The 25,631-nt window shown below is 41.7% G+C and carries 20 protein-coding genes; 14 read left to right on the top strand and 6 right to left on the bottom strand.

Annotated features, from left to right (window positions below; genetic code table 11):
• Nucleotides 1-17 precede the first annotated feature (17 nt).
• The 11 genes from I7804_RS13915 (at nt 18) to I7804_RS13865 (ending at nt 15,187) form a co-directional block, all read left to right on the top strand.
• Nucleotides 18-968 (top strand): hypothetical protein, encoded by a 951-nt coding sequence (locus tag I7804_RS13915; protein WP_248403920.1) that lies wholly within the window; start codon nt 18-20, stop codon nt 966-968.
• Nucleotides 965-2,770, top strand: a complete 1,806-nt coding sequence (locus I7804_RS13910) for a DUF2194 domain-containing protein (RefSeq protein WP_248403919.1) — start codon at nt 965-967, stop codon at nt 2,768-2,770. Before I7804_RS13915 ends, I7804_RS13910 begins: the two co-directional genes overlap by 4 nt.
• Nucleotides 2,771-2,783: 13 nt before the next feature.
• Nucleotides 2,784-4,187, top strand: a complete 1,404-nt coding sequence (pelF, locus tag I7804_RS13905) for a GT4 family glycosyltransferase PelF (RefSeq protein ID WP_248403918.1) — start codon at nt 2,784-2,786, stop codon at nt 4,185-4,187.
• Between the two features lie 29 nt (nt 4,188-4,216).
• Nucleotides 4,217-5,731 carry an exopolysaccharide Pel transporter PelG gene (gene pelG, locus I7804_RS13900; protein ID WP_248403917.1) on the top strand — a complete coding sequence of 505 codons (1,515 nt, stop codon included), beginning with the start codon at nt 4,217-4,219 and terminating at the stop codon, nt 5,729-5,731.
• A 150-nt stretch (nt 5,732-5,881) separates the two neighbouring features.
• Complete coding sequence (locus tag I7804_RS13895; RefSeq protein WP_248403916.1) at nt 5,882-7,669, top strand: CotH kinase family protein; 1,788 nt, start codon at nt 5,882-5,884, stop codon at nt 7,667-7,669.
• A gap of 79 nt (nt 7,670-7,748) precedes the next feature.
• Nucleotides 7,749-8,492, top strand: coding sequence for a polyphosphate polymerase domain-containing protein (locus tag I7804_RS13890; protein ID WP_248403915.1), 744 nt, complete (start codon nt 7,749-7,751; stop codon nt 8,490-8,492).
• 55 nt (nt 8,493-8,547) lie between these two features.
• Nucleotides 8,548-9,219, top strand: a complete 672-nt coding sequence (locus I7804_RS13885; RefSeq protein ID WP_248403914.1) for a DUF4956 domain-containing protein — start codon at nt 8,548-8,550, stop codon at nt 9,217-9,219.
• Nucleotides 9,220-9,251: 32 nt separating this feature from the next.
• On the top strand, nt 9,252-9,437 hold the full coding sequence (locus tag I7804_RS13880) for a hypothetical protein (RefSeq protein ID WP_027203491.1): 186 nt from the start codon (nt 9,252-9,254) through the stop codon (nt 9,435-9,437).
• Between the two features lie 491 nt (nt 9,438-9,928).
• On the top strand, nt 9,929-10,978 hold the full coding sequence (gene pheS, locus I7804_RS13875) for a phenylalanine--tRNA ligase subunit alpha (protein ID WP_248403913.1): 1,050 nt from the start codon (nt 9,929-9,931) through the stop codon (nt 10,976-10,978).
• Nucleotides 10,979-11,064: 86 nt separating this feature from the next.
• The gene (gene pheT / locus I7804_RS13870) at nt 11,065-13,485 is read left to right on the top strand and encodes a phenylalanine--tRNA ligase subunit beta (protein WP_248403912.1); all 2,421 of its coding nucleotides are present in this window, start codon (nt 11,065-11,067) and stop codon (nt 13,483-13,485) included.
• A gap of 208 nt (nt 13,486-13,693) precedes the next feature.
• Nucleotides 13,694-15,187, top strand: a complete 1,494-nt coding sequence (locus I7804_RS13865) for an aminopeptidase (RefSeq protein WP_248403911.1) — start codon at nt 13,694-13,696, stop codon at nt 15,185-15,187.
• A gap of 73 nt (nt 15,188-15,260) precedes the next feature.
• Here the strand turns inward: I7804_RS13865 and I7804_RS13860 are convergent, their stop codons facing one another.
• From I7804_RS13860 to iorA, 5 genes are all read right to left on the bottom strand, one after another.
• The gene (locus I7804_RS13860; RefSeq protein WP_248403910.1) at nt 15,261-15,680 is read right to left on the bottom strand and encodes an ACT domain-containing protein; all 420 of its coding nucleotides are present in this window, start codon (nt 15,678-15,680) and stop codon (nt 15,261-15,263) included.
• 69 nt (nt 15,681-15,749) lie between these two features.
• Nucleotides 15,750-17,051, bottom strand: a complete 1,302-nt coding sequence (locus I7804_RS13855; RefSeq protein WP_248403909.1) for a phenylacetate--CoA ligase family protein — start codon at nt 17,049-17,051, stop codon at nt 15,750-15,752.
• 19 nt (nt 17,052-17,070) lie between these two features.
• Nucleotides 17,071-17,478 (bottom strand): PaaI family thioesterase, encoded by a 408-nt coding sequence (locus I7804_RS13850; protein WP_248403908.1) that lies wholly within the window; start codon nt 17,476-17,478, stop codon nt 17,071-17,073.
• A gap of 103 nt (nt 17,479-17,581) precedes the next feature.
• Nucleotides 17,582-18,160 carry an indolepyruvate oxidoreductase subunit beta gene (locus I7804_RS13845; RefSeq protein WP_110073174.1) on the bottom strand — a complete coding sequence of 193 codons (579 nt, stop codon included), beginning with the start codon at nt 18,158-18,160 and terminating at the stop codon, nt 17,582-17,584.
• Nucleotides 18,157-19,905 (bottom strand): indolepyruvate ferredoxin oxidoreductase subunit alpha, encoded by a 1,749-nt coding sequence (gene iorA / locus I7804_RS13840; protein WP_248403907.1) that lies wholly within the window; start codon nt 19,903-19,905, stop codon nt 18,157-18,159. The genes I7804_RS13845 and iorA overlap by 4 nt, the downstream gene beginning before the upstream one ends.
• A gap of 300 nt (nt 19,906-20,205) precedes the next feature.
• Here iorA and I7804_RS13835 point away from each other — a divergent pair, with 300 nt between their 5' ends.
• The 3 genes from I7804_RS13835 to I7804_RS13825 all read left to right on the top strand — a co-directional run bounded on the left by I7804_RS13835 (nt 20,206) and on the right by I7804_RS13825 (nt 24,615).
• Nucleotides 20,206-20,889 (top strand): response regulator transcription factor, encoded by a 684-nt coding sequence (locus tag I7804_RS13835; protein WP_027203482.1) that lies wholly within the window; start codon nt 20,206-20,208, stop codon nt 20,887-20,889.
• An 89-nt stretch (nt 20,890-20,978) separates the two neighbouring features.
• Nucleotides 20,979-22,034 (top strand): sensor histidine kinase, encoded by a 1,056-nt coding sequence (locus tag I7804_RS13830; protein ID WP_248403906.1) that lies wholly within the window; start codon nt 20,979-20,981, stop codon nt 22,032-22,034.
• A 118-nt stretch (nt 22,035-22,152) separates the two neighbouring features.
• A complete protein-coding gene (locus I7804_RS13825; RefSeq protein ID WP_248403905.1) occupies nt 22,153-24,615 on the top strand; it encodes a hypothetical protein in 2,463 nt (820 codons plus the stop codon).
• A 110-nt stretch (nt 24,616-24,725) separates the two neighbouring features.
• On the opposite strand, the gene I7804_RS13820 is transcribed toward I7804_RS13825, so the two are convergent.
• On the bottom strand, nt 24,726-25,529 hold the full coding sequence (locus tag I7804_RS13820; protein ID WP_248403904.1) for an FRG domain-containing protein: 804 nt from the start codon (nt 25,527-25,529) through the stop codon (nt 24,726-24,728).
• Nucleotides 25,530-25,631: the final 102 nt, after the last annotated feature.

Here is a 25,631-nt window from a genome sequence, read left to right as displayed (position 1 = left end):
GAGGGTATTATACGAAGATGCTACTTATATCATTAATACTTGTACACATAGTAGTGGTTGCTATATTTTGTGTACTGTTTACCTTTAACTTAATAAAGATACCCGGACCGTTTCTTGCGGTCGTATTCTGGGTGCCTGTCTTTGGCCCTATATGCGCTTTGGTGATCCATGCCTATTTTGTAAGTGGAAGAGCAGGGGGCAAATATGCCCAGCTTGAGAATATGAAAGCATCTCTTGTACCGCAGGATGACGAACCTTCAAGAGTTGAGGAGTCTGTCAATGACATTCCTTTGGAAGATGCCCTTATCCTTGATGATCCTGCTGTCAGAAGATCTGTCATGCTGGACGTACTTATGGAAAATAACTACAGATATGTTAATGCTCTTAGTAAGGCCCGCCTTAATGATGATGTAGAAGTAGTACACTATGCCACGACTGCAATGGCGGAGTTTTCTAAAGAGTATGAACTAAGACTTCAGCAGTATGCGTCAAGATATGCTCAGGAACCTGCCAATGAAGCATTTATAGAAGAGTATGCATCGTATCTTTCGAGCTATATAGGAAGCGGACTGTGCGTGGGGCAGCTTCTTGAGATCCAGAGGAATACATACCAGCAGCTGTTAAGAGAACTTATCAGGATACGTCCTACCAAGGACCGTTATAAGGAACTTGCATCAAACTATATGGATTCAGGACAGCTGGGGCTTGCAGATGAGCTTACAACTTATTTGTTTGACAAGTATCCCGGTGATGAAGAGGCTTTCCAGCTTAGGGCGCGTTATTACTATGAGACAAGGCAGGGACAGCTTCTTGGTGATCTTATAAAAGAGTATGACATGAAGGAAGAATATAAGTCGATCGAACTTAGAAGGTTTATAGATTTCTGGAAAACTGATGATGGAAATATTGATATAGATAGTCATGAAAGCGTAGATGAAGGTGATGTAAAGGAGAAAACAGGGGCATGAAGAGGAATGTTTTTATTCTGCTTAGAATAATAGCTGCTTTTGCTGCCTTTCTGGTACTCCTTCATATAGAAAGGGCGGGGATTCCTTACAAGGCAGCAGAAGGCAATTCTCTTATTGTAGATAATAGTAATATTACACACTTTAAAGAGTCTAATGGAGACCACAAGTGCCTTTTTATAACAGATTCCGGCGATGATAATGCAGTAGAAGCAAGGCACAATCTGGAACAGATCCTTATAGACATGAGGATTTCTTATGGCATAGCTGATATTGCAGAGGGTATACCTGATCCTACCGGTTATGACAAGGTGGTGATGGGGGTCAAGCATCTGTCTGCATTTGGTGAAAAGATACTTGAGTATACCGATTATGTATATGATGGCGGAAGGCTTATATTCTGGCTCCCTTTGGAAAGAGAAGGCACCCTTGATATCATAAGTGCCAAGCTTGGCATTACCGATCTTAGCTTTGATAACAAGGTTGTAGACTACTTTGATCCTGTTGATGATTTTATGCTGGGATCAAGTGATGTTCCTTTTTCTCTTGAGGATTATTTTAACTCCTCTATGCAGGTCAATGTAGATGAGGAGAGCGAAGTGTTCGCAACCTGCGGTACTACACCTCTTATCTGGAGGAGGAAGTACGGAGAAGGATGCTTTGTAGTATGTAATTTCGGATATTGTGAGAAGGCTTATAGAGGGATCTATAGTAGTGCTTATTCATTACTTGATGATGTATGCATATATCCTGTTATCAACGGCGCAGTCTTTTACCTTGACGACTTTCCATCGCCTGTTCCAAACGGAGATGGCAAGTACATACGACGTGACTATGGAATGGATATAGCGGAGTTTTATACCAATGTATGGTGGCCGGATCTTCTTTCACTTGGATCAAAGTATGACTTTAAGTATACAGGACTTATCATAGAGACCTACGAAGATCAGGTAAGTGGCAAGCTAAAGACTAATACAGATGTTGCTGACTATTATTACTACGGCAATATGCTCCTTAATGCAGGAGGCGAGCTTGGCTATCACGGTTACAATCATCAGCCTTTATGCAATCAGGACTTTGTATATACTGTGGATCTTGGATATAACCTTTGGGCTAACAATAATGAGATACGTGATGCCATGACAGAAGTTTTAAGGTTCTCGACAGGTCTTTTTCCAACAGCAAGGCTTCAGGTCTATGTGCCTCCGTCCAATATTATATCCAAGGAAAGCGTGAAGATACTGGATGATGAATTTGATGATATCACTACTATAGCATCGATATACCTTCCTGAAGGAGATACCTATGGGCAGGAATTTGATGTTGACCCAAGCGGTATGATCAATACTCCCAGGATCGTGTCAGGCGGAGTTAAGGATGATTATATGAGATTTACAGCCTTCTCAGAACTTAACTTCCACTTGGCAGCATCTCATTTTATGCATCCTGATGACTTGTTGGATGAAGACAGGGGAGCGGCTCTTGGCTGGGAATCTGCCAAGGATACAATAGATGAGTACATGAAGTGGCTTAATGAATCTGCTCCTCCAATGAGACATCTTACAGGCAGCGGCATAGCAGGAGCAGTGCAAAGGTATACCAATCTGATACTTGATATAGACCAAAGAGATGACGGCATAACGATAGAAGTAGACGGGCTTATAGACAGTGCCTACTGCATCGTAAGAGTTAACACGGGAATTGTAGGAGACGTAAAGGGCGGATCGCTTACGCCTTTAAAAGGTGATCTGTATCTTCTTGAGATCACAAAGCCGCATGTGGAGATTAGTTACAGCATAGATTAGAAAGGAACTTATCTTGAGAATCTGTCTGATATTAGAGGGTAGTTACCCGTATACTCATGGCGGCGTATCGTCATGGGCACATCAGATGATAAATGCGATGAAAGAGCATGAATTCGTGCTCTGGGTTATAGGTTCGCGCGCCAGTGATAAGGGTAAATACTTCTATGAAGTACCTGATAATGTAGTCAAGATCAAAGAAGTGTTCCTTGATGATGCACTTAGGATAAAGCCTGACAGGAAGAAGCTCCCACCTATGAAGGCAGAAGAAAAAGAAGCTCTAAAAGCTCTTCTTGACTGCGAACATCCTGACTGGGAAGTGCTATTGCACCTTTTTCAGGACAGACATGTTAATCCGTCATCATTTCTTATGAGTCAGGAGTTTCTTGATGTACTGGAGAAGCTGTGTAATGAGAAGTATCCATATGTGCCTTTTGCAAGTACGTTCCATACAATGAGATCTATGCTGCTGCCGGTTCTGTATATGCTGATGCAGGAAGTGCCCGAAGCTGACATGTATCATACCATCTGTACAGGATATGCAGGAATACTTGCTATAACAGCTGGGTATAAGACCGGGAAACCTGTACTTCTTACAGAACACGGTATATATTCTCGTGAAAGAGAAGAGGAGATCATAAGAGCTCAGTGGGTTCAGCCGGCATTTAAAAGGCAGTGGATCAAATTTTTCTACATGCTGTCTGATGCGATATACACGAAGGCGCTTAAAGTCACATCACTTTTTGACAGAGCTATGAAGACTCAGATAGAGCTTGGCGCAGATCCTTCTAAATGCTCTGTTATTCCTAACGGGATAAGATATGAGAGGTTTTGTGATATACCTCTAAAGGAAGAGGACGGGATCATAGACTTTGCAGCTGTTATAAGGATAGCGCAGATCAAGGATGTTAAGAGTCTTATCTATGCCTTCCATGAGCTTAAGAGTAAGAGATCTGATGTAAGGCTTCATATTCTGGGAGGCGTTGATGAAGACGAGTACTACGAAGAGTGCCTTAATCTGGTGGATTCACTGGGACTTAAGGATGACATTATATTTACAGGTCAGGTAGATGTGATCGAGTATCTAAGGAAGATAGATTTTACAGTTCTGACATCGATATCCGAGGGTCAGCCTCTGTCTGTACTTGAGTCGCTTGCTGCCAGAAGACCCTGTGTTACTACTGATGTAGGGTGCTGCAGAGACCTTCTTGAAGGGGGACCTGGTGATGAGTTCGGTGTTGCAGGATACCTTGCACCTCCTATGCATAGAGAAGGTATAGCGAGTGCTCTTCTAAAGATGTGCAGGAGTAGGCAGGACCGTGAGAAGATGGGGATAAGGGGGCAAAAAAGAGTGGATGCTTATTATAGACATGAGGATATGATCAAAAGGTACGAAGAGCTTTATAAGAGCGTTACATGAATACAAAATGGTCACAGAAAGGCTGATATATGGCTGGTATAGGTTTTGAGCTTAAAAAACTTTTTAGAGCTACCGGAGTACTTGGGGTTCTTCGTGCCTACGGTTATACAGGCATGATAACTGCAGGTCCTATGCTGCTGGGTATCTTCTATCTGATGGGCATAGGAGTTATTGGCAATCACTTTGGTCTTGAGCAGCATAGCAGAGAACTTCTTACCAGCATGATATCTTACAACCTTCTTATTTCTCTTATTGTGACAGGTTTTTTTAGCATGGTTGTTACAAGATATGTTTCGGACCTTCTCTATCAGGATAAAGAAGAGGAAGTCATAGGTTCACTTTCGGGATCTTTGTTTGTAATACTTCCTATAGGTTGTCTTCTATATGGAATATTTTTGATGATGTCAGGGAGTAGCCTTATCCAGATACTTTTGAATCTGTCTATGCTTGCAGAGCTTCTGTGTGTATGGATGATGATGAATTATCTGACTGCTATCAAGAATTATAAGGGTATACTTATTGGATATGTTGCCTCTATATCAGTATCTCTTGGCGGTGCATATATAGCGTGTCTTTTTATAGAGGTATCAATTAACTTATTACTTGTATTTGTATGTATCGGATACGGGATCATGATGTGTGTTGATATGGTCCTTTTATACCAGTATTTTCCTGCAAAAGGCAGTGACTTTTTTTCATTCCTTCACTGGATAGATGAATACAGACCTTTGGTGATCGTAGGCGTCTTTTCAAGTATAGGACTGTATTCGCACCTTGTTATAGCCTGGTTCTCGGGAGTCGGCAAGCATATATACGGCCTGTATTATGGAGCTCCACAGCATGACATTGCAGCTCTTTTTGCTTTTTTGACTATACTTATAACCAATATCAACTTTGTAGCTTCGGTTGAGGTTCACTTCTATCCCAAATACCGAAAGTATTATGACCTTTTTAATGGTAAAGGTTCGATAGGGGAGATCCAGGTTGCTGAGAAGGAGATGAAAGAGGTCCTTTTGCACGAGCTTGTATATACTGCAAGGCGCCAGTTCTATACTACAGCGATCATGCTATCTGTTGGGATGACACTTCTTAATAAACTGCCGCTTGGTTTTGATGATCTTATGGATGGATACTTCAGGGTACTGTGCGTGGGATACGGAATATATGCAATTGGTAATGTTATCATGCTGATACTTATGTACTTTACAGATTATGAAGGAGCAGGCATTTCTACAGTTATATTTGCTGTAGTTTCAACTGTTGGTTCAATTTATTCGATAGGACTAAATGTCAGGTTTTACGGCTTTGCCTTTGCATTTGGAGCCTTGGCATATCTTATATTCTGCACTATAAGGCTGTATGACTTTCTTGGTAATATTCCGTATCACATACTTGCGTCGCAGCCTATGGTCAGAAGAGAGAGGCGGAGCGTATTTACATATCTTGGTGAAGAGCTGAATAGATTTTTCCTTGATAAGTACAGGAAGGTAAGGCTGGATCTAAATGAAAAAATGGACAATAAAATGAAAGATAAAAATATGTAAATGGTAAAGAAATAGAATAAGTAACCAGATACAAAAATAGAATAAGTAAAAAGAATAGGGAAATGACCAGATAAGGAAATAGAGTAACAAGACTGTAAAGAAAAGAATCAGCATAAAAACGAAGAAAAATGATCAGGAGGCGATTGCTGTATGAAGGTCAGCCGATTTGTATCTATGTTCATATTGATAGTGGCACTTATAATGCTTGGCATATTCCAGTCAGGTTATGATGCGGTTGTCGAAGAAAACGCGAAAAACAAAGGCTCATCAGAAAAAGCACAGTATGTGGTATTTAGTAGTGATGATATCCTTAAAGATAATATTTCTGATAATTTCGCGCTGTATATAAATGACGATCCTTATGATGTTGTCACTATGTATCTGACTGTAAGGCAGGGCAATGCCGCAGAAGGAACTGATCATACATGGGAAGAGATCAATACCTACAGTGCCTACGAATACGAAGAGCTTGGAATTGACAGATACAAGGTAGCAGGGCTCTTACAGGTTGGAGATGAGAATGGGCCTGTGTTTGGAGAGCTTGGATATGGTGAGACTGCGCCCAATGCTACTGTCAATATCAGAGGTCAGACATCTACAAGTTATGACCAGAAGAACTATAAGATTGAAATAAAGGACAATAGAGGAGATTTTAGAGGCCAGACTACTATAGCTCTTAATAAGCATCAAATGGACGGACTTAGATTCAGGAATAAACTCTGCTTTGATCTTATGACAGGGATAGATCAGATGATGAGCCTTAGAACTCAGTTTGTGCATCTGTATGTCAATGACTTAACTGACGGCTCTGATGACGGATTTGAAGATTATGGTCTTTATACTCAGGTTGAGCAGCTCAATAAGACGGCTCTTAAAACCCATGGCCTTAATAAAAACGGATATCTGTACAAGATCAATTATTTTGAATTCTTCAGATATGAAGATGCTATTAAGCTTGTGGATGATCCTGATTTTGATCTTGCTGAGTTTGAAACTTATATGGAGATCAAGAGTAGCAATGATAATACCAAGCTTATAGAGATGATAGAGGATGTCAATGACTATTCTATTCCTATAGATACGGTGCTTGAAGAGCATTTTAATGTGGAGAATCTTGCCTACTGGCTGGCCTTCCATATACTTACCGGTAATGTAGATACATCTTGTCGTAACTTCTATCTATATAGTCCTGTCAATGTAGATACCTGGTATATCCTGTCCTGGGACAATGATGACAGCTTCATGGTTACAGAGAGAGAGATGAGGGGCAATGTCGAATACGGCGGATGGCAGATGGGCGTTAGTACCTATTGGGGCAATGTGCTGTTCCAAAGATGTCTTAAGTCTGACAAGTTCAGACAGGTACTGGATCAGGCTGTGCAGGATGAACTTGCATATATGACTCCGGAGAGGCTTAGCTCTATGATCTCTGAGTACAGTAAAGTAGTAAGACCATATGTTTTCTCAGGAAGAGATGCTCTTTATACTTCTCTTACCAAGGAGCAATATGACACTTTGGTAAGTAAGATACCTTATGAGCCACAGTATTATTATCAGGAGTATCTAAATTCACTTGAAAAGCCGCAGCCTTTCTATATTGGAGATATATCTTATGAAAACGGGATCTTATCAACCATGTGGGATTCATCATATGATTTTGACCAGGAGACTATAACCTATACTGTTACGATAGCAAGAGATTATGAACTCAAAGACGTGATCGCTACCTATAGCGGAGTCTGGACCAATATATCGCAGCAGATAGACTTAGAGCCCGGAAATCAGTACTTTCTGGCTGTGACTGCTACCAATGAGTCGGGATATTCGCAGGGAGCATTTGATTATTATATTGCCAACGACAGCTACTATTATGGCATGAAGAGCTTCTATCTGGATCTTGACGGTAGTGTTATAGCGGATTTTGAGGTTACGGAATAATGGATTATTAAGTGTGTAAGTGGTCTGGTTGATACTCTCTTAAAGATATAAGAAATTTAGATTGTATACGAGGCTTAACATGGGTGAAAAGTACAGGCATGAACTTAAATATTTAATTAAAAGAAGTGATGCAGAGCTTTTGAAGCTTCGCCTGAAGTATCTTATGGAGCTTGATCCTCACGCTGGTGAAGACGGGTATATGATAAGGTCCATATACTTTGATGACTACTGGAATAGTGCTTTTAATGACAAAGAAGCCGGTATCCTTGAAAGAGCAAAGTGGAGGATCAGGATCTATAACTGCTCTGATTCATCTATTAAGCTTGAGAGGAAGAAGAAGTTTGGAAGCTATATCTATAAGGAGGCGGCATCGTTATCAAAAGATGAGGCTATGAGGCTTATAGGAGGCGATTATCTTTTTTTGCTAAAAAAGGATAATGAACTCCTGCGGCAGTTCTATGTGGAATGTATTACAAAGCTTATGAAGCCGCGGGTTATAGTAGATTATGACAGACTTCCTTTTATATTGCCGGAAGGGACAGTGCGAGTGACTTTCGACTCTGACGTTAGAGCTGCCGTACTTTCAAATAATATATTTGATGATGCGCTTCCTTCTATATCCTGTATGGAAGATGGCAGGTGCATCATGGAAGTTAAGTTTACTGAGTTCCTGCCAAGGATGGTGAAGGAGATGATACCGGCAGGGGCAGCAGATATAACTGCATATTCCAAGTTCGGGATATGTGCTATGAAAACAGCTTATCTTCATGGATTTAGTTACTACGAAGAAACCGGTATACCAAGTGATATGATGCGTAAATAGAGGAACGGGCAGTACACTGGAGTCGGCACGCTTTAACTTAACTAGGAGGGATCTTATGAGCGTAAAAGACGTTATTAAAAATTCGTTTTTAAGTAATGACAGTTTTACCAAAACAGATGTAGAGCAGATAGTTGTCTCACTTATTGCAGCACTGCTTTTAGGACTTTTTATATATTTGGTATACAGAGTCTTTTACGCAGGGGTCATCTATTCTAAGAGCTTTGCTGTGACTATAGTGGGCATGACAGTCCTGACCTGCATGGTAACACTGGCAATCAGTACCAATGTTGTTATATCCCTTGGTATGGTCGGTGCGTTGTCTATCGTAAGATTCAGGACAGCTATCAAGGATCCTCTTGACCTTCTGTACCTGTTCTGGGCTATAACTGCAGGTATCACAGCGGGTGCGCAGATGTACCTTCTGGCAGTCAGCAGCAGTATCATAATGCTTGTAGTCATCATAATCTTCTATTCAAGGTCATCTAGTAAGATTGTATATGTGGCAGTTGTCCATTATACCGGGGATGATACTGGCGATAAGATATTGCAGGAACTTGGCAAGCTTAAGTACTGTATTAAGTCTAAGACCTTAAGAGGCCAGGAGACAGAAATGGCTCTGGAAGTATCTGTTAGGAAAAATGATCTGTTCTTTGAAGAGAAGATTAGAAATCTTGAGAATGTAAAGGATATTACACTCATACAGTATAACGGGGAATATCATGGGTGATAAATAAAAAAAGACTGTGGAGGAAAGAATATATGACTTATAAAGAGCAGATGGACATGGAATATAGTCGTGGAAGAGAAGAAGGCATTATTATATTTATTGAAGACAAACTTGAAGACAATGTCCCAGCAGATATAATTGAGCAGAAATTATGCAAGAAATTTGGGCTTACTGAAGAAAAGGCAAAAGCATATATTGACCAGGTGTCGGGTGCTTAGAAATAGTTTTAGAGTATTTTTACCTTGACTTTTGTCATGAGCATATTTAAAATGTAAGACAAATGCAAAGATGGTGTAGCGATTATCGCTAAGAAGATTTGTTTTCCCTAATAAGATTTTGTATATCAGATAGAAAGAGACGGAGGATCACCGGCTGAAAGTCCTTCGGGGTAAAGACATGATCGGAACATTCGCACCGGAGCAGATCTTATGAACGGACCACGATATATTGAGATTGATATTATATCTGGTTTCCAATTAGTTTGATTCGTTACGCGCGTTAAGCGTTTTGAGAGTCTGCCGCTTTATATATAGGCAGGAACACGGGTGGTACCGCGGATTATTATGGTAATTCGTCCCTTGTAGATGCAGAGAGCATTTACAAGGGACTTTTTTGTTGCCTTGATTTGTACAATGAGATCAGATCCAAGGTGAGAGATTAAGAATGTCCAGATAATATAATCATTTTCAGACAGAAACGGAGGAATGAAATGTTAGAGAATGCTGCATTAACAGAGAAGATCGAAGCCATAAGAGCTGAGATCAAAGAAAAAGCTGATAGTCTTGATACATCAAAGCTTGTATATGAAGCAAGAAAGAGCTTTATGGATCCTAAGACCGGCAAAATCAGCGCACTTATGAAGGAGATGAAAAATGTTCCCAAGGAGTCCAAGGCTGAGTATGGTAAGGCTGTAAACGAGCTTAAGGCATGGGCACTTGAGCATTTTGAAGATCTTGATAAGAAGATGAAAGAAAAGGAAGCAAAGCTTCGTTATGAGAGCGAGAAGATCGATGTAACAATGCCTGCTAAGATCAGAAAGCCAGGTAATCTTCATCCTGTAACTCAGATGAGAGAGACTCTTATCGATATCTTTGCAGGTATGGGATTCGAGATCTTCGAAGGTTCTGAGATAGAGAATGACTACTACAACTTCACAGCACTTAATACTCCTGCAGATCACCCTGCAAGAGATATGCAGGATACTTTCTATTTGAGTCCTGAATATCTTCTTCGTACACAGACATCAGCAGGTCAGATCCACGTAATGGAGAATCAGAAGCCACCGATCAAGATTCTGTCTCCCGGTAAGGTATTCCGTTCTGATGATGATGCTACACATTCACCTATGTTCTCTCAGATGGAAGGTCTTGTAGTTGATAAGAATATCAACCTTTGTGACCTTAAGGGTGCTCTTGATCTGTTCGTACAGAAGATATACGGCGAAGGTACTAAGACAAGACTTCGTCCTTCATACTTCCCATTCACAGAGCCGTCTGTAGAAGTTGACTGCAGCTGCTTCGAGTGTGGCGGTAAGGGATGCAGCCTCTGCAAGGGTACAGGCTGGATCGAAGTTCTCGGCGGCGGTGTTGTTAACAAGAAGGTACTTGAGAACTGCGGAATTGATTCTAATGAGTATAGTGGTTTCGCATTTGGTATAGGTATCGAGCGTATCACAATGCTTAAGTATGGTATCAATAACATTAAGCTTTTATTCGAGTCAGATCTTGATGTACTCAATCAGATTAATCATTTCGAGTAAGGCAGTTAAATGCAAGCATTTAACTGCTAGAAGTTATTTCCGTTTACGGAAATAACTTCCACAAAAACTATTAGGAGGAATCAAAAATGTTAGTACCTTTAAGTTGGCTTAAAGATTATGTAGATATAGATATTGAACCCAAAGAACTTGAGAAAAAGCTCTTCTCATGCGGTTTCGAAGTAGAAGAGAGCTGGGAAGTCGGTAAGGACATTTCTAAGGTTGTAGTAGGACAGGTAGAGACCTGCGAAGCTATTCCGGATACACACCTTCATGCATGTACAGTTAATGCCGGCGTGCATGGAACATTCAAGGTTGTCTGCGGTGCTGATAACGTTCAGACAGGTGGCAAGTATCCTCTTGCACTTGACGGCGCTACAGTTATTGAGACTGCCAAGGATCATGTTACTGTTGTAGGCGTTGCTACTATCAAGAAGGGCAAGCTTCGCGGATATGATTCTGAAGGTATGCTCTGCTCAGGTGTTGAGCTTGGTGTAACAGAGGATATGTACGAAGGCGCAGGATACAACGGACTTCTTGTTTTCCCTGAAGATACAGAAGTTGGAGCTGATGTTAAGCCTATCCTGGGCCTTGACGATTGGATCTTCGATGTTTCTATTACAGCTAACAGACCTGACTGTCAGAGTATTTACGGTCTTGCAAGAGAAGTAGCTGCAGTTCTTGAGAAGCCTTTAAAAGAGCCTGACCTTTCTTATACAGAAGATGACACAGAGAACGAGGGCTTTACAGTATCTGTAGAAGCTCCTGACCTGTGCCCAAGATATATCGCTCACTATGTTCATGATGTTAAGATCGGTCAGAGCCCACGCTGGATGAGAAGAAGACTTGCACTTGTAGGTAACAACTCAATCTCCAACATGGTTGATATCACTAACTACATCATGAGAGAGTTCGGTCAGCCTATGCACGCTTTCGACGGAAGCTTCCTTGAAGGCAACAAGATCGTCGTTAGAAGAGCTAATGATGGCGAGAAGATCGTAACTCTTGATGAAAAAGAGTTCACTCTTAAGAATGACAACCTTGTAATCTGCGATGGCGTTAAGCCTGTAGCTCTTGCAGGTATCATGGGCGGTCTCAATTCCGAGATCAGAGATACAACAACTGCTGTAACTTTTGAGTGCGCTAAGTTCGCACGCGACAATATTCGTAAGTCTTCACGTGCTCTTGGACAGTCATCTGATTCAAGTGCAGCATTCTCTAAGGGCGTATACGAGTACACAACCGTTATGGCTATGAAGAGAGCTCTTCATCTTGTTGAGGAGCTTGGCTGTGGTAAGATCTCCAAGACACACGTAGACGTCAACACAGGTAACAGCCTTGAGAAAAAAGAAATGAAGGCATCTATCAAGAAGGTTAACGGAGTTCTTGGTATCACAGTTCCTGATGAAGATATTGTTAGAATCCTTACAAACCTTAACTTCGAGCCAGTAGTAAACGGCGATGAGCTTACTATCAAGGTTCCTGCATACAGAGAGGATATGGAAGATTATCCTGATATCGCAGAAGAAGTTATCCGTATGTATGGCTATGACCACGTACACGGCACATTCCTTGAAGGCGCTGCTGTAACAATGGGTGGCAGAAACCAGAAGCAGAAGGCAGAGCTTAGGATTAAGCGTGCTCTTTGTGCTCAGGGCGCAAATGAATGTATGCATTATTCATTCTTCTCACCTTCAGATCTTAATCTTCTTGGATATGCTGATGATGCTAAGGAAAGAGAAGTAGTTAAGATCCTTAATCCTATCAACGAGGATCTCTCAGTTATGCGAACAACTCTTGCGGCTCAGATGATCCATGCTATATCTAGAAATCAGAAGAAGGGTACCCTTGAAGGAAGACTTTATGAAGTTGGTAACAGATTCTTCCCTAAGAGCCTTCCTCTTACAGATTATCCGGATGAAAAGGTTACACTTTGCATCGGTATCTTCGGACAGGACGAGGATTTCTACACACTTAAGGGCCTTTGCGATAACGTAGCAGATACTCTTCACGTAAGTTTCAAATATGAAGCAGGCAATAAGCCATTCCTTCATCCTTACAGAACAGCTAAGATTCTGTGCGACGGTGTTGAAGTCGGCTACCTTGGACAGATTACATATGAGATCCAGGATGCTGAGGATATGAGAGTTCCTGCATATGTTGCAGAGCTCGACCTTGATGTTCTTTCCAAGTACTATGAGAACGTACCTACATTCGTTCCGCTTTCTAAGTTCGATAAACAGAAGCGTGACCTTGCTCTTATTATGGATAAGACAACAACCTGCGGCGAAGTAGAAGAAGCTATCTACTCTTCCTGCAAGTATGTAACAGATGTTAAACTCTTCGACGTATATGAAGGACTTCCTATCCCTCCTACAAAGAAGAGCATGGCCTTCACTATAACCTTCACTCCTAAGGATGAAGAGCTTACAGATGAAGTTATAAGCGGATATGTAGACAAGATGCTCAGAAAGCTTCAGTTCACAATGGGCATTGAACTGAGAAGCTAACCAGTACTAAAAGATGCTAATAATAAAAAAATTATAAGCTGATCATTAAAAATAGCTGATTATTTCCGAAAACTACTATTGTAGTAGGAAATAATCAGCTATAATATTGAGCTGTAAAAGAGCGAAATTAATATAATTCTTTGAATTTATATTTTGGGTATAACGAAGCATGTTAATTTAGTTCAATTTTTTATAAGGAGAGTGAAATATGCTTAGAACAAATGCGTGGAATACGTACAACAAGACACAGCTTAAAGCTGTAGAAAAATTTGCTGACGATTACAAGAACTTCCTTGATAACGCTAAAACAGAGCGTGAAGCAATTGATACTATCGTTAACGAGATCGAAGCTGCCGGATACAGAGAGCTTAATACTCTTATCGGTGGTAAGACAAAGCTTAAGAAAGGTGATAAGGTTTACAGCGTATGGATGAATAAGTCCATCGTTATGTTCCAGATTGGATCAGAGCCACTTGAAAAGGGTCTCAACATTCTTGGTGCTCACATCGATTCTCCTCGTGTAGACGTTAAGCAGAACCCTCTTTGCGAGAAAGAAGGCCTTGCTTACCTTGATACACACTACTATGGCGGAATCAAGAAGTATCAGTTCGTAGCTATGCCACTTGCTCTTCACGGAGTTGTTGTTAAGAAGGATGGCACAACAGTTCAGCTTAACGTAGGTGAGGATGAGGATGATCCGGTATTCTTCTTCTCAGATCTTCTCATCCACCTTGCTGCAGAGCAGATGGACAAGAAGGCTGCTAAGGTTATCGAGGGTGAAGCTCTTGATCTTATCGTTGGTAGCAGACCTCTGATCGTTCCTGGTAAAGCTAAGAAAGAAGAGAAGGATGATCCTAAGCTTACAGAAGGCGAGAACTACGCTGTTAAATATGTTAAGCAGGAGACTACAGCTTCAATTGATGCAAGCAATGCAGTTAAGAGAGGCGTAATGGCTATCCTCTATGATCTGTATGGTATCGAGGAAGAGGACTTCATCTCAGCTGAGCTTGAGATCGTTCCTGCAGGTAAAGCAAGAGATGCAGGATTTGACAGATCCATGATCCTTGGCTATGGCCATGATGACAGAGTATGTGCATATCCTTCTATGAGAGCACTTCTTGAAACTAAGGATCTTAAGAGAACAGGATGCTGCATCCTTGTTGATAAAGAAGAGATCGGATCAGTCGGTGCAACCGGTATGCAGAGTAAGTTCTTTGAAAATGCTGTTGCAGAGCTTATGAACCTTACAAAAGAAGGTTACAACGATCTTGCACTTAGAAGATGCCTTGCAAATTCCTGCATGCTTTCTTCAGACGTAAGTGCAGCTTATGATCCAACATTCGCATCAAGCTTTGAAAAGAAGAACGCAGCACTTCTTGGCGGCGGTCTTGTATTCAATAAGTTTACAGGCGCTCGTGGTAAGTCAGGTTCTAACGATGCTAACGCAGAGTACCTTGCAGCTATCAGAAGAGTATGCGATGAGAACAAGATCGTATATCAGACAGCTGAGCTTGGTAAGGTAGATGTTGGCGGCGGCGGAACAATCGCTTACATCCTTGCACTTTACGGAATGAACGTTGTAGATTCAGGTGTAGCAGTTCTTAACATGCACGCTCCATGGGAAGCAATCTCCAAGGCTGACCTTTATGAGTCACTTCGCGGATACAAGGCATTCCTTACAGATATGGATCTTGTATATTAATTACATGTTAGTATAGAAAAAGAGCGTCTGAATGATATTATTCAGGCGCTCCTTTTTCATGCCATATTGAGTTCTACATATCATCCTGGCTATAGAGCTTCACATTCTCGTTCTTAAGAACTTCCAGTGTCTTTTCCAGATCATCTGTCTTCATTGCGATAGAAGCGCCATCATCGTTAAGTGACAGGCCGTATACGTATTGTATATTTATATCATTCTGCTCAAGGCTTCTTACCACCTTTTCAAGACTACCGACTTCCTGAGGTATTGATACTACGATGACATCGTTGACCTTAGAAGTGATACCATGTTCTTTTAAAAGTTTATGAGCTTTTGCAGGATCTTCGCAGAGCATACGAAGAACGCCAAATTCGCTTGTATCTGCAATTGAGATAGATAAGATATTAATACCGTTGCCGCTTATAATTGAGAGGACATCATTAAGGCGTCCTGTTTTATTTTCAAGAAATACGGAAAGCTGTTTTACAAACATAGATATTCCTTTCTTTCAAAAAAGATGGCTGTTAGTTGCTTTGCTATATTATGATTTTTGGGCGTAGACTTAGCTATAGAGCTTTCTCTTGTCTATAACATGTTTGGTCTTGCCGTCTGAATGTACGAGACCATTGGGCTCTACTAATTTAACCTTGGCATTAAGACCTATTGCGCTCTTAAGTTTATTATGAATCTCATTTGAAAGTTTCTCAAGTCCTCTTACTTCATCTGTGAAAACTTTTTCTGCAATCTCAACCTGAACTTCAAGTGTATCTGTATTGTCTACGCGGTCTACAACCAGCATGTAGTGAGGAGTTGTGCCATCTATATTCAGAAGAGCAGCTTCTACCTGTGAAGGGAATACGTTGACGCCTCGGATTATAAGCATGTCATCGGTACGGCCTTTAAATCTCTGGATCCTTGCCATGGTTCTGCCGCATTCACACTTGTCGATCTCAAGCGAAGTAAGATCCTTGGTACGATAACGGATAAGAGGCATGCCTTCTTTTGTCAGATTAGTAATAACAAGTTCGCCGTCGCAGCCTGCAGGAAGGTCCTTATGTGTTGCAGGATCGATGATCTCAGGAAGGAAGTGATCTTCCCAGATGTGGAGACCCTTGTGGTACTCGCAGTCGCAGGCAACACCCGGACCGCATATCTCTGTAAGGCCGTAGATATCATGGGCTTTGATATTGAGCCTTTTCTCCATCTGATCACGCATCTCATCTGTCCAGGGTTCAGCTCCGCAGATGGCTGTCTTAAGCTTTATTTTATCAAGAAGACCAAGCTTTTCTATATCTTCTGCTACATGTAGAAGGTATGATGGTGTGCAGGCGATGGCAGTAGCCTTGCAGTCGATCATCATATCAAGGAGCTTTTGTGTGTTACCTGTAGACATAGGAAGGACAAGGGCGCCAAGGTATTCAGCGCCGTAATGAGCACCAAGACCACCTGTGAAAAGACCATAACCGTATCCGACCTGAATTATGTCATCCCTTGTGATACCAGCCATAGACAGACATCTAGCCACACACTCAGACCACATCTCAATATCACGTCTTGTATACACACCAATCTTAGGCTTACCGGTAGTGCCGCTTGATGCATGAACACGTACAAGCTCTGATGTTGGAACAGCAGCAAGACCGAAAGGATAAGTTTTATTAAGGTCTTCATAGGTTGTGAAAGGGAGCTTTTCAATGTCTTCAATTCCTCTGATATCTCCTGGTTCAAGACCCAGTTCCTGCATCTTCTTGCGATAGTATTCTACGTTGTGATATACCTTGTTGACCACTTTGACGAGTCTTGCACTTTGAAGATTAGCAAGTTCATCTCGTGACATACATTCTTTGGTTTCATTCCATATCATGAGTTTCTCCTCCGTATAATTACTTTTTTCTTATCTTGCTTCCGGTTGTTATGACTCTGCATAGTTCAATATCATCTGAATAGATGCATATTTCATATACACAAGTGGATTTGCCTTCTCTTACGACATTTGCTTTGGCAGTTAAAGTTCCTGTTTTTACAGTTCTCATAAAGCTTATAGAACTTTGAAGCGTTACGGTTACATATTCCGAATCGATATCTGAATTAACTGCAACTGCAAAAGCGAAGTCTGCCATAGTAAAAAAGACTGCGCCCATGAGTCCGCCAACAGCATTTATATGCCGATCATCTATTTTGAGTCTGACTTCACTATGTCCGGGATCTGCTTTGACTATTTCAATTCCCGTAACCTGTGTTGCGTATTTGTCATTTGCAAAAAAATCACGAACTTCATCTAGTGTTTTCAATGCTATCTCCAGTTTGAGTTAAGAATTTTAATGATCCATATATTAGAACTAAACTTTTAAAATAATCAAAATACCCATCACTAAAATGTGATGGGCATTATAATTATGCCTTACGTCCTAAGTCGAAGGCTTTTTTATTAAGTTCGATGAATTTTGGTGGTACGCATTCTTCCAATGCTTCAAGCCATTCTGCTTCTGTCACATCGGTAAAATATGTTGAAAAGCGTCCCATAAGGACTACGTTTGCAGCCTTGGCGCTTCCGGCTTCCATGGCGATTCCAAGGGCATCGATGGCATCAACCTTAGCCCCTGCATCCTTCATCTTGTCGATGAGGCCTTCAGGATAGGTTGCTGCACCTGTGATTACAGGCATTGGATCCATCTGCTGGTTGTTGACGATAACCTGTCCGCCGGGCTTTAAGTTGGCCATATAGCGGGCTGCTTCAAGAGTTTCGAAAGAGATGATATAGTCAGCTTCTCCTTTATCAATAATAGGAGAGTAGACCTTATCGCCAAATCTTACATATGTTACAACGCTTCCGCCTCTCTGGCTCATGCCGTGAACTTCTGAAACCTTAACATCTACGCCCTTTTTAAGCATTACGTGTCCCAGGAGCTTACTTGCAAGAAGGGAGCCCTGTCCTCCGACACCGACTATCATTACATTTGTTGTATTGTTCATTTTATTGTTACCCCCTCCTGTGTTTCAAAAGCTTCGAAGTGGCACAGCTGAGTACATACATTGCAGCCTACGCAGAGAGTAGGATCAACGTGGGCTTTGCCATTCTTCATAGAGATTGCAGGACATCCTATCTTCATACAGGATTTACAGCTCTTACACTTGTCTGTGTTGACTTTGATAGGAGGGTTATGCTTGACCTGTTTTAAAAGTGCGCATGGACGACGGCTGATGATGACAGAAGGAGCCTCTTTGGCAAGTTCTTCTTTAACAGCAGTCTCGCACTCAGAGATGTTATATGGATCTACAACGCGCACGTTCTCTATACCCATAGCACGGCACAGGGCTTCAAGATTGATCTTACCTGCAGGATCACCTTTGATGTTATAGCCTGTTGTGGGATTCTGCTGATGTCCTGTCATACCGGTTATGGAGTTATCAAGGATGAGTACTGTAGAGTTGGTCTGGTTATAAGCGATATTGGCAAGGCCTGTCATACCGGAGTGCATGAAAGTTGAATCGCCGATAACAGCTACGGTGCGACCTTCACTTTCTTTGCCAAGAGCCTTATTAAATCCGTGGATGGAGCTTACTGATGCGCCCATACACTCTGTTGTATCAACGGCATTAAGTGGCTGTGCAGATCCAAGTGTGTAGCAGCCGATATCGCCAAGGACTGTGATCTTGTTCTTGGAAAGGGCATAATACATGCCTCTGTGAGGGCAGCCTGCGCACATAACAGGTGGACGGACAGGGAGGTTCTCGATAGGAGTGCAGTGCGTTTTCTCCTCTAGTCCCATCTTGGAAGCAATTAGGCCTTGAGAGAACTCATCTATCATTGGGAAAACATCCTTGCCGGTTACTGTAAGACCTAATACTTTGCAGTGAGTTTCGATGATAGGATCAAGCTCTTCGATTACTACAAGCTTTTCAACTTTGGCTGCGAAGTCCTTGATAAGCTTAACAGGAAGAGGATTAATAAGACCAATTTTAAGAACGCTTACGCTGTCCCCATATACTTCTTTGACATACTGATAAGAAGTAGAAGAGGTGATGATACCTATCTTGGTATCTGCCATCTCTACTCGGTTAAGGTCACATGTTTCAGCATACTCGATAAGCTTTTTGGTACGCTCTTCAACGAAAGTATGGCGTCTTTTGGCATTAGCGGGCGTCATGATATATTTTGAGGGATTTTTTTCATAAGTTTTGACAGGAAGTTCTACTCTGTCATGAAGTTCTACGATGCTCTGAGAGTGAGCAACTCTTGTGCACATCTTAAGAAGGACAGGAGTATCGAACTGTTCTGAGATCTCATAAGCTCTTTTGGCAAAATCAAGGGCTTCCTGAGAGTCAGATGGCTCGAGCATCGGGATCTTGGCTGCTATTGCATAGTGACGTGAATCCTGCTCATTCTGAGATGAGTGCATGCCCGGGTCATCAGCTACATTGATAACAAGACCTGCATTAACTCCTGTATATGCTATTGTAAAAAGGGGATCTGCCGCAACGTTAAGACCTACGTGCTTCATGGCGCAATAGCTTCTCTTACCTGCAAGGGATGCACCAAAGGCTGTCTCCAGCGCTACCTTCTCATTTGGTGCCCATTCACAGTAGATTTCATCATACTTGGCAGCTTCCTCCGTGGTCTCGGTACTGGGTGTACCGGGATAGCTGCTGGCAACGCATACACCTGCTTCGTACAGACCGCGAGCAAGGGCTTTATTGCCTAACATTATTTCTTTCATGTCCGTTCTCCTCCTAATATATTTAGAATATACACGCTATATTGCCCCGCGCGTGTATCCTTTTTGCCAATACTTCTTTCTATTATATATTAAAGCGTTAAAGTATGGAAGTGCCAATTGCAAAATTCTGTATTCTGACCTTCGCTTACTATGTCTTAGAGGATGTTGATCCTCAAAAGTGCGTTGTTAATTATGTTCACAGAATTGTCGAAATATTTATGTAACATTACCGGATATGAAATATAAGTGGAAGTCTTAACATAAAAAAAGAGAAATAGAAGAATAGAGGTGTCTTTTAAGATGAAATTATTGCTGGTAGAAGATGAACTTAAGATGCAGTCTGCTCTAAAAGAGATATTAAAAAGAGAGGGATATGATGTAACTGCAGTAGAAGATGGTGAGAGTGCTCTTTCTGAGATTCTTACCGGTGTCTATGATGCTATTGTCCTTGATGTGATGATTCCGAAGCTTTCAGGAATTGAAGTTGCAAGAAAGACACGCGCTAATGGGATCAAGACGCCGATATTGATGCTGACTGCCATGAGCGAACTTGATGATAAGGTCAACGGTCTTGACAGCGGGGCGGATGACTATCTTACTAAGCCCTTTATGACAAAGGAGCTTCTTGCAAGACTAAGGGCGCTATTAAGAAGGAATGTTCAGTCTACAGATGGAAGTCTTACTGCAGGAGACTTGTCGCTGGATGTGCAAGGCTGCAATCTTTCCTGTAGTAAAACCTCTCAGACAGTAAGGCTTAGTGAAAAAGAATTAAGGATCATGGAATATCTTATTTCTAATCAGGAACAGATAGTATCAAGAGAGCAGATAGCTACTAAAATCTGGGGATTTGAAAATGAGGCTGAATATAACAATGTGGAAGTCTATATCTCTTTTACCAGAAAAAAGCTTGCATTTATAGGAACTGATATGGAGATAAAGGCTCATAGAGGAATCGGATACCGGATTCAGCCAAAAAACGGATGATAGATACAAACTTTAGGGATGCCATAGTACTTAAGTGGTGAGCTCTAGTGAGTATATTTATAGTAAACAAATTTAGAAGGTATACAGATATGTTTAAAAGGACAAGGCTTAAGATAATGATCTTCATAACGACGACAGTTATGCTGCTGCTAGTAGGAACAGTTGGGGCGATAGCACTGTCTTCATATATAGAAGAATATAACCAGACGGTGGGAGCTGATAAGAACGGGCTATTGGAGCTGTTCGAATATTCGGTGCCGGATGAGGACGCTGCTACAAAAACAGGTAGTGAGGATAGCGGTGAAGAATCAGGTACTGAGTGGGGCTATGATCATAGTAGTCTTCCCCGAAAGGATATGGAGGCTCAGCTTAGCATCATAAAGCGCTTTGTAGGTGTTCTTATCAGGAATACTTTTAGAATAGGTCTGTTCATAGTCATCCTCGTGTTCTCTTTATCTTATTTCATCGCAGGATGGATATTGAAGCCTTTGGAAGAGAGCTATAAGAGGCAGAAACAGTTCATATCTGATGCAGGACATGAGCTTAAAACTCCGGTTGCAACTATAGATGCTAATGCAGAGCTTCTATACAGTGATATCGGAGACAATAAGTGGCTTGACAACATCCGCTATGAAAGCAGGCGCATGACTGAGCTTATCAGGCAGCTGTTGGATCTTGTAAGGACTGAGACTGTTAAGAATATCAAGGAAGATGTTGATCTTGGACGGATAGTTATGGGAAGCGCTCTTGTTTATGAAGCTGTTGCCTTTGAAAAAGGGTATCTTATCGAGACAGATATAGATGATGATATAGTGATACATGCAGACAAAGGGCAGATGGAGCAGCTTGCAGCGATACTTATTGACAATGCCATAGACCATGCAAGCGGTGATGGAGCTATTAATATATCTTTAAAAAAAGACAGGTCACGGGTTATCTTAAGCATTAGTAATCCCGGAGATGAGATCACAGATGAAGATATGAAGAATCTGTTTGAAAGATTCTATAGAGCAGATAAAGCTCATAGTGATAACGGGCACTATGGACTTGGCCTTGCTATTGCAAAGGTTATAGTAACTTCTCATAAAGGGTCTATCAGTGTTAAGAGCGGTGGCGGCGTAAATGTGTTTACTGTAGAACTGTGAAAGCTTTATTATTCTTTAAGAAAACTTCAATGTTACTTCAATGTTCGTATAGATAATGTAGATATAAGCAAATGAGAAATACATGCGAGTTATCGCAATATATTATTTGGAGGCGTATATGAAGAAAAAGAAACTTCTTACTCTTTTAACAACATCAGCACTTACAGCATCTATTGTAGGATGCTCAGGTGCTGCATCTACTACGACATCATCTGATACTACCAGTAGTGCAAATGAGTCATCTGCAGATGAAGCAGAAGATCTTGCTCAAACAGCCGCACAGGAGACCTCTGATGAGTCAGAAAGCACAGCTACTTCATCACTTGAAGCTACATCAGCTGAAGATAGAGCATATATCGAAGAGACACTTAACCTTGCCAATAATGAAGAGGTTACCTGGACCTATGATGCTGATGCAGATGCATGGATCATGAGCATAGTAACAGCAGTTGCATATGCAGAGATTGAAGATGAAGAGGGCGTATCTGTATGTATTCCCGGAGCATATATTAAAGGTATAGATACAGACGGCGACGGTGAAGCTGATATCACAGCTGATTCCTATACAGAAGCTGTGCATGGACAGCTTGTCATAGACTACGAAGCTGAGGTTACAAGCTCAAATGGTCAGGTGTATACAGCATCTACCGCGCCTGTGATACTCAATACAGGAGCTGCAGGCTATAGCTCATCAACTAATACTACTGCAGCTACATCATATGCATCAGAAGGCTATATCAATGTATCCTGCGGTAACAGAGGTAAAAATGATACTGTTACTGATGAGGATGGCAATGAATCCTATACAGGTGATGCGCCTTCATGTCTTGCAGATCAGAAGGCAGCAGCAAGATTTGTAAGATACAATATCCTTCTTGGAAACCTTCCCGGAAGCACAGAGTACTGGGTATCAACAGGAGGCAGCGGCGGCGGAGCTCATGCGACAATGTTTGCAGCTACATCCAACAGCTCAGATTTTTATGACTATCAGATCGAGGTTGGATCAGTTGGTGTATATGTCAATGAAGATGGTACATATGATACAACTGTTACGATTGATGGTGTAACCTATGATCTGTCTGACGGAGCCTGGGGAGCAGTTGCATACTCACCTATCACTTCTTTATACGAAGCTGATATGGCTATGGCTTTTGAGTACTACATGGATACTGATTATGACTTCAATACATCGTTCCAGGAGCAGATGGCTAAGTACCTCTCTGAAGAGTATATGACTTATATCAATGACCAGAATCTTACAGTCAGTGAAGCTGATGTAGAACTGGACATCAATGGCGACGGTGACATGGAGGATACCATAGATCTTTATATAGAATATGATCTGGAAAAATATGCTGATACCAACGGATATGGCGGAACATATCTTGATCTGTATCTTGCGGAGTTTGAATCCAATCTTCAGTGGTACCTTGATAATCTTGACTATGCTGATGGCTGGACATGGTTTGATGAAGATGGCAATGCTCTGTCTGATGAAGAAGTTGCAGCTATGACTTCTGAGGATAAAGCTACAGCATTTATAGAAGGAAGATATGCTAAGAGCAGCTCATCTCAAGGCGGAATGGGAGGCCCCGGCGGCGGAATGGGCATGATGAACGGTGAGAAGCCGGATGGAATGACAGGCGGCCCCGGCGGCGACATGGGTCAGGCTCCTGATGGTGACATGACAGGTGCGCCTGAAGATATGACAGAGGCAGCAGATACTGATAATACAGAAGCTTCTGATATAGAAAACTCTGATACAGAAAACTCAGATGTAGAAACTGCAGATGCTGAATCTGAAGATGACAGAAGCTTTGCAAACTCAGATGTAGCTGCAAACTCTGCAGGAGATACCATGGACGTAGGAACTCCTGATGAGGGTACAACCCAGTCAGCAGGCAGTACAACAGACTCTTCTAACTACTCAACATATGCTGAGATGCTCGAAGCATACCAAAATGATGTTGCAGAAGTTTATGCAGGCGATGAATATGGCAATGTATCGGTAGAACTCTACAATCCTCTTAACTATATAGGAGATGAGGACGGAGATGACCCTGTATGGATCAGAATGGTATGCGGCGCGGCTGAGGGCGATATCTCGATGTTCAATTCACTTAACCTGCAGCTTGCATTCTTATCAAGCGGCGTAGACGCAACAATAGAGTGGCAGTGGGATGGCGGACATGTACCATCAGAAGTACTTGGTGAGTCCCTGGCACTTACTGTAGATACTATGTACGGCGAGTACGTAGAAGGCGCAGTTAAGATCACTAAGTCTGAAGCGCAGACCCAGACCCAAAATGGCGATGCAACTGAGGCAACAGGAACAGATATCAGCAGCTGGGTAGATTATGATGATACATCAGCAGTATCATTCAGCCTTGCAGATGCAGTAAGCTATAGAACAAAAGGCGCAAGCAAGTCAACTCCCGGATTTGACGTAATAGATTATGGTCAGGAAGATTATGTATTCGGAGACTCCGACAGCGATGCAAGACACTGGAGTGTATGGGTACTAAAGGTACTTGAAGAGCACCAGGATGAACTTGAAGAGCTATTTAACAGCGGAGAGTAAGATGATAGCTTAATAGAATATTTGATCAGTAATATCTGAATAATAAAAGCAGGTGGCAGTATCTAATAAGTTAGAAACTTCCACCTGCTTTTGGGCTGTTCAAAAAAGTATTATTTTACATAGTAGTGTCTTGCGATCCACTTGGACAAGCCTTCAAGGCCGGGATAGACGATTCGCTCACTCATATTGAGCTGATCCAGCATATCTCTTACGCGCCATCTAAGAGACTTGTCTATTACATATTTGACTGTGTCCTTAGTATTATCAGCAAGGAACTTCTCGATATCTTCAATTCCTGTAGGTACTACTGCAAAGAATGAATGCTGGTTGATGATCCTTTGATTAAGTGACGGAGGCTCTATGATGACCATTGCATTATCTTTCATGTCGCTGTCGTACTGCTTTAAGCTGTTGCCTGTAAGGGATTTGAGCATATCTACTGTGAAGATGGATGAGTGCTTTTTCTTAACCGCATATTTGTATGGGTCAGGAAGGATCTCTACCATCTCATGCATATTGATACGCCATACTATGCAGTCATGCTTGTCCATCTCTTCAAGAGACTCTTCTGTTGTAGCGAAGTTAAGAGCTACAAGTGCTGACTGTGTCCAGTCAAGAAGCCTTGTGGGAAGGCCATAGTGCTGACCCAGGATCATCTGTCTCCAGACAGAGTGACCGATGTTGGGGTCTTCCTGGATGGCATATTTGGCAAAATTCTCAAGAATAGCCGGTTCTAAGCTTTTCTGAAGACCTTTGCAGTTCCTGCTAAGACTTGTATACATCTTGAAAGATGAGTCTGACATTCCTCTATAGACATAAGGACTTCTGTTTCTGTCAAGGTCAGGCCTGTATTCCTGTTCTGTAAGCAGTGGCAAAAGATGTTCTAATGTTTTTATCTGTACTTCTTTGATCATAAAAACCTCTTTATTTTTCCTAATAACTCTTTATGTACTTGGAGAGTATATCACATCTTTAGTAAAATAGTTACTTTAATTATGACAGAGTAAACGGCGTTT

The organism is Butyrivibrio fibrisolvens, from assembly GCF_023206215.1.
Classification (GTDB): domain Bacteria; phylum Bacillota; class Clostridia; order Lachnospirales; family Lachnospiraceae; genus Butyrivibrio; species Butyrivibrio fibrisolvens_C.
This window is presented reverse-complemented; position numbering and strand designations above follow the sequence as displayed.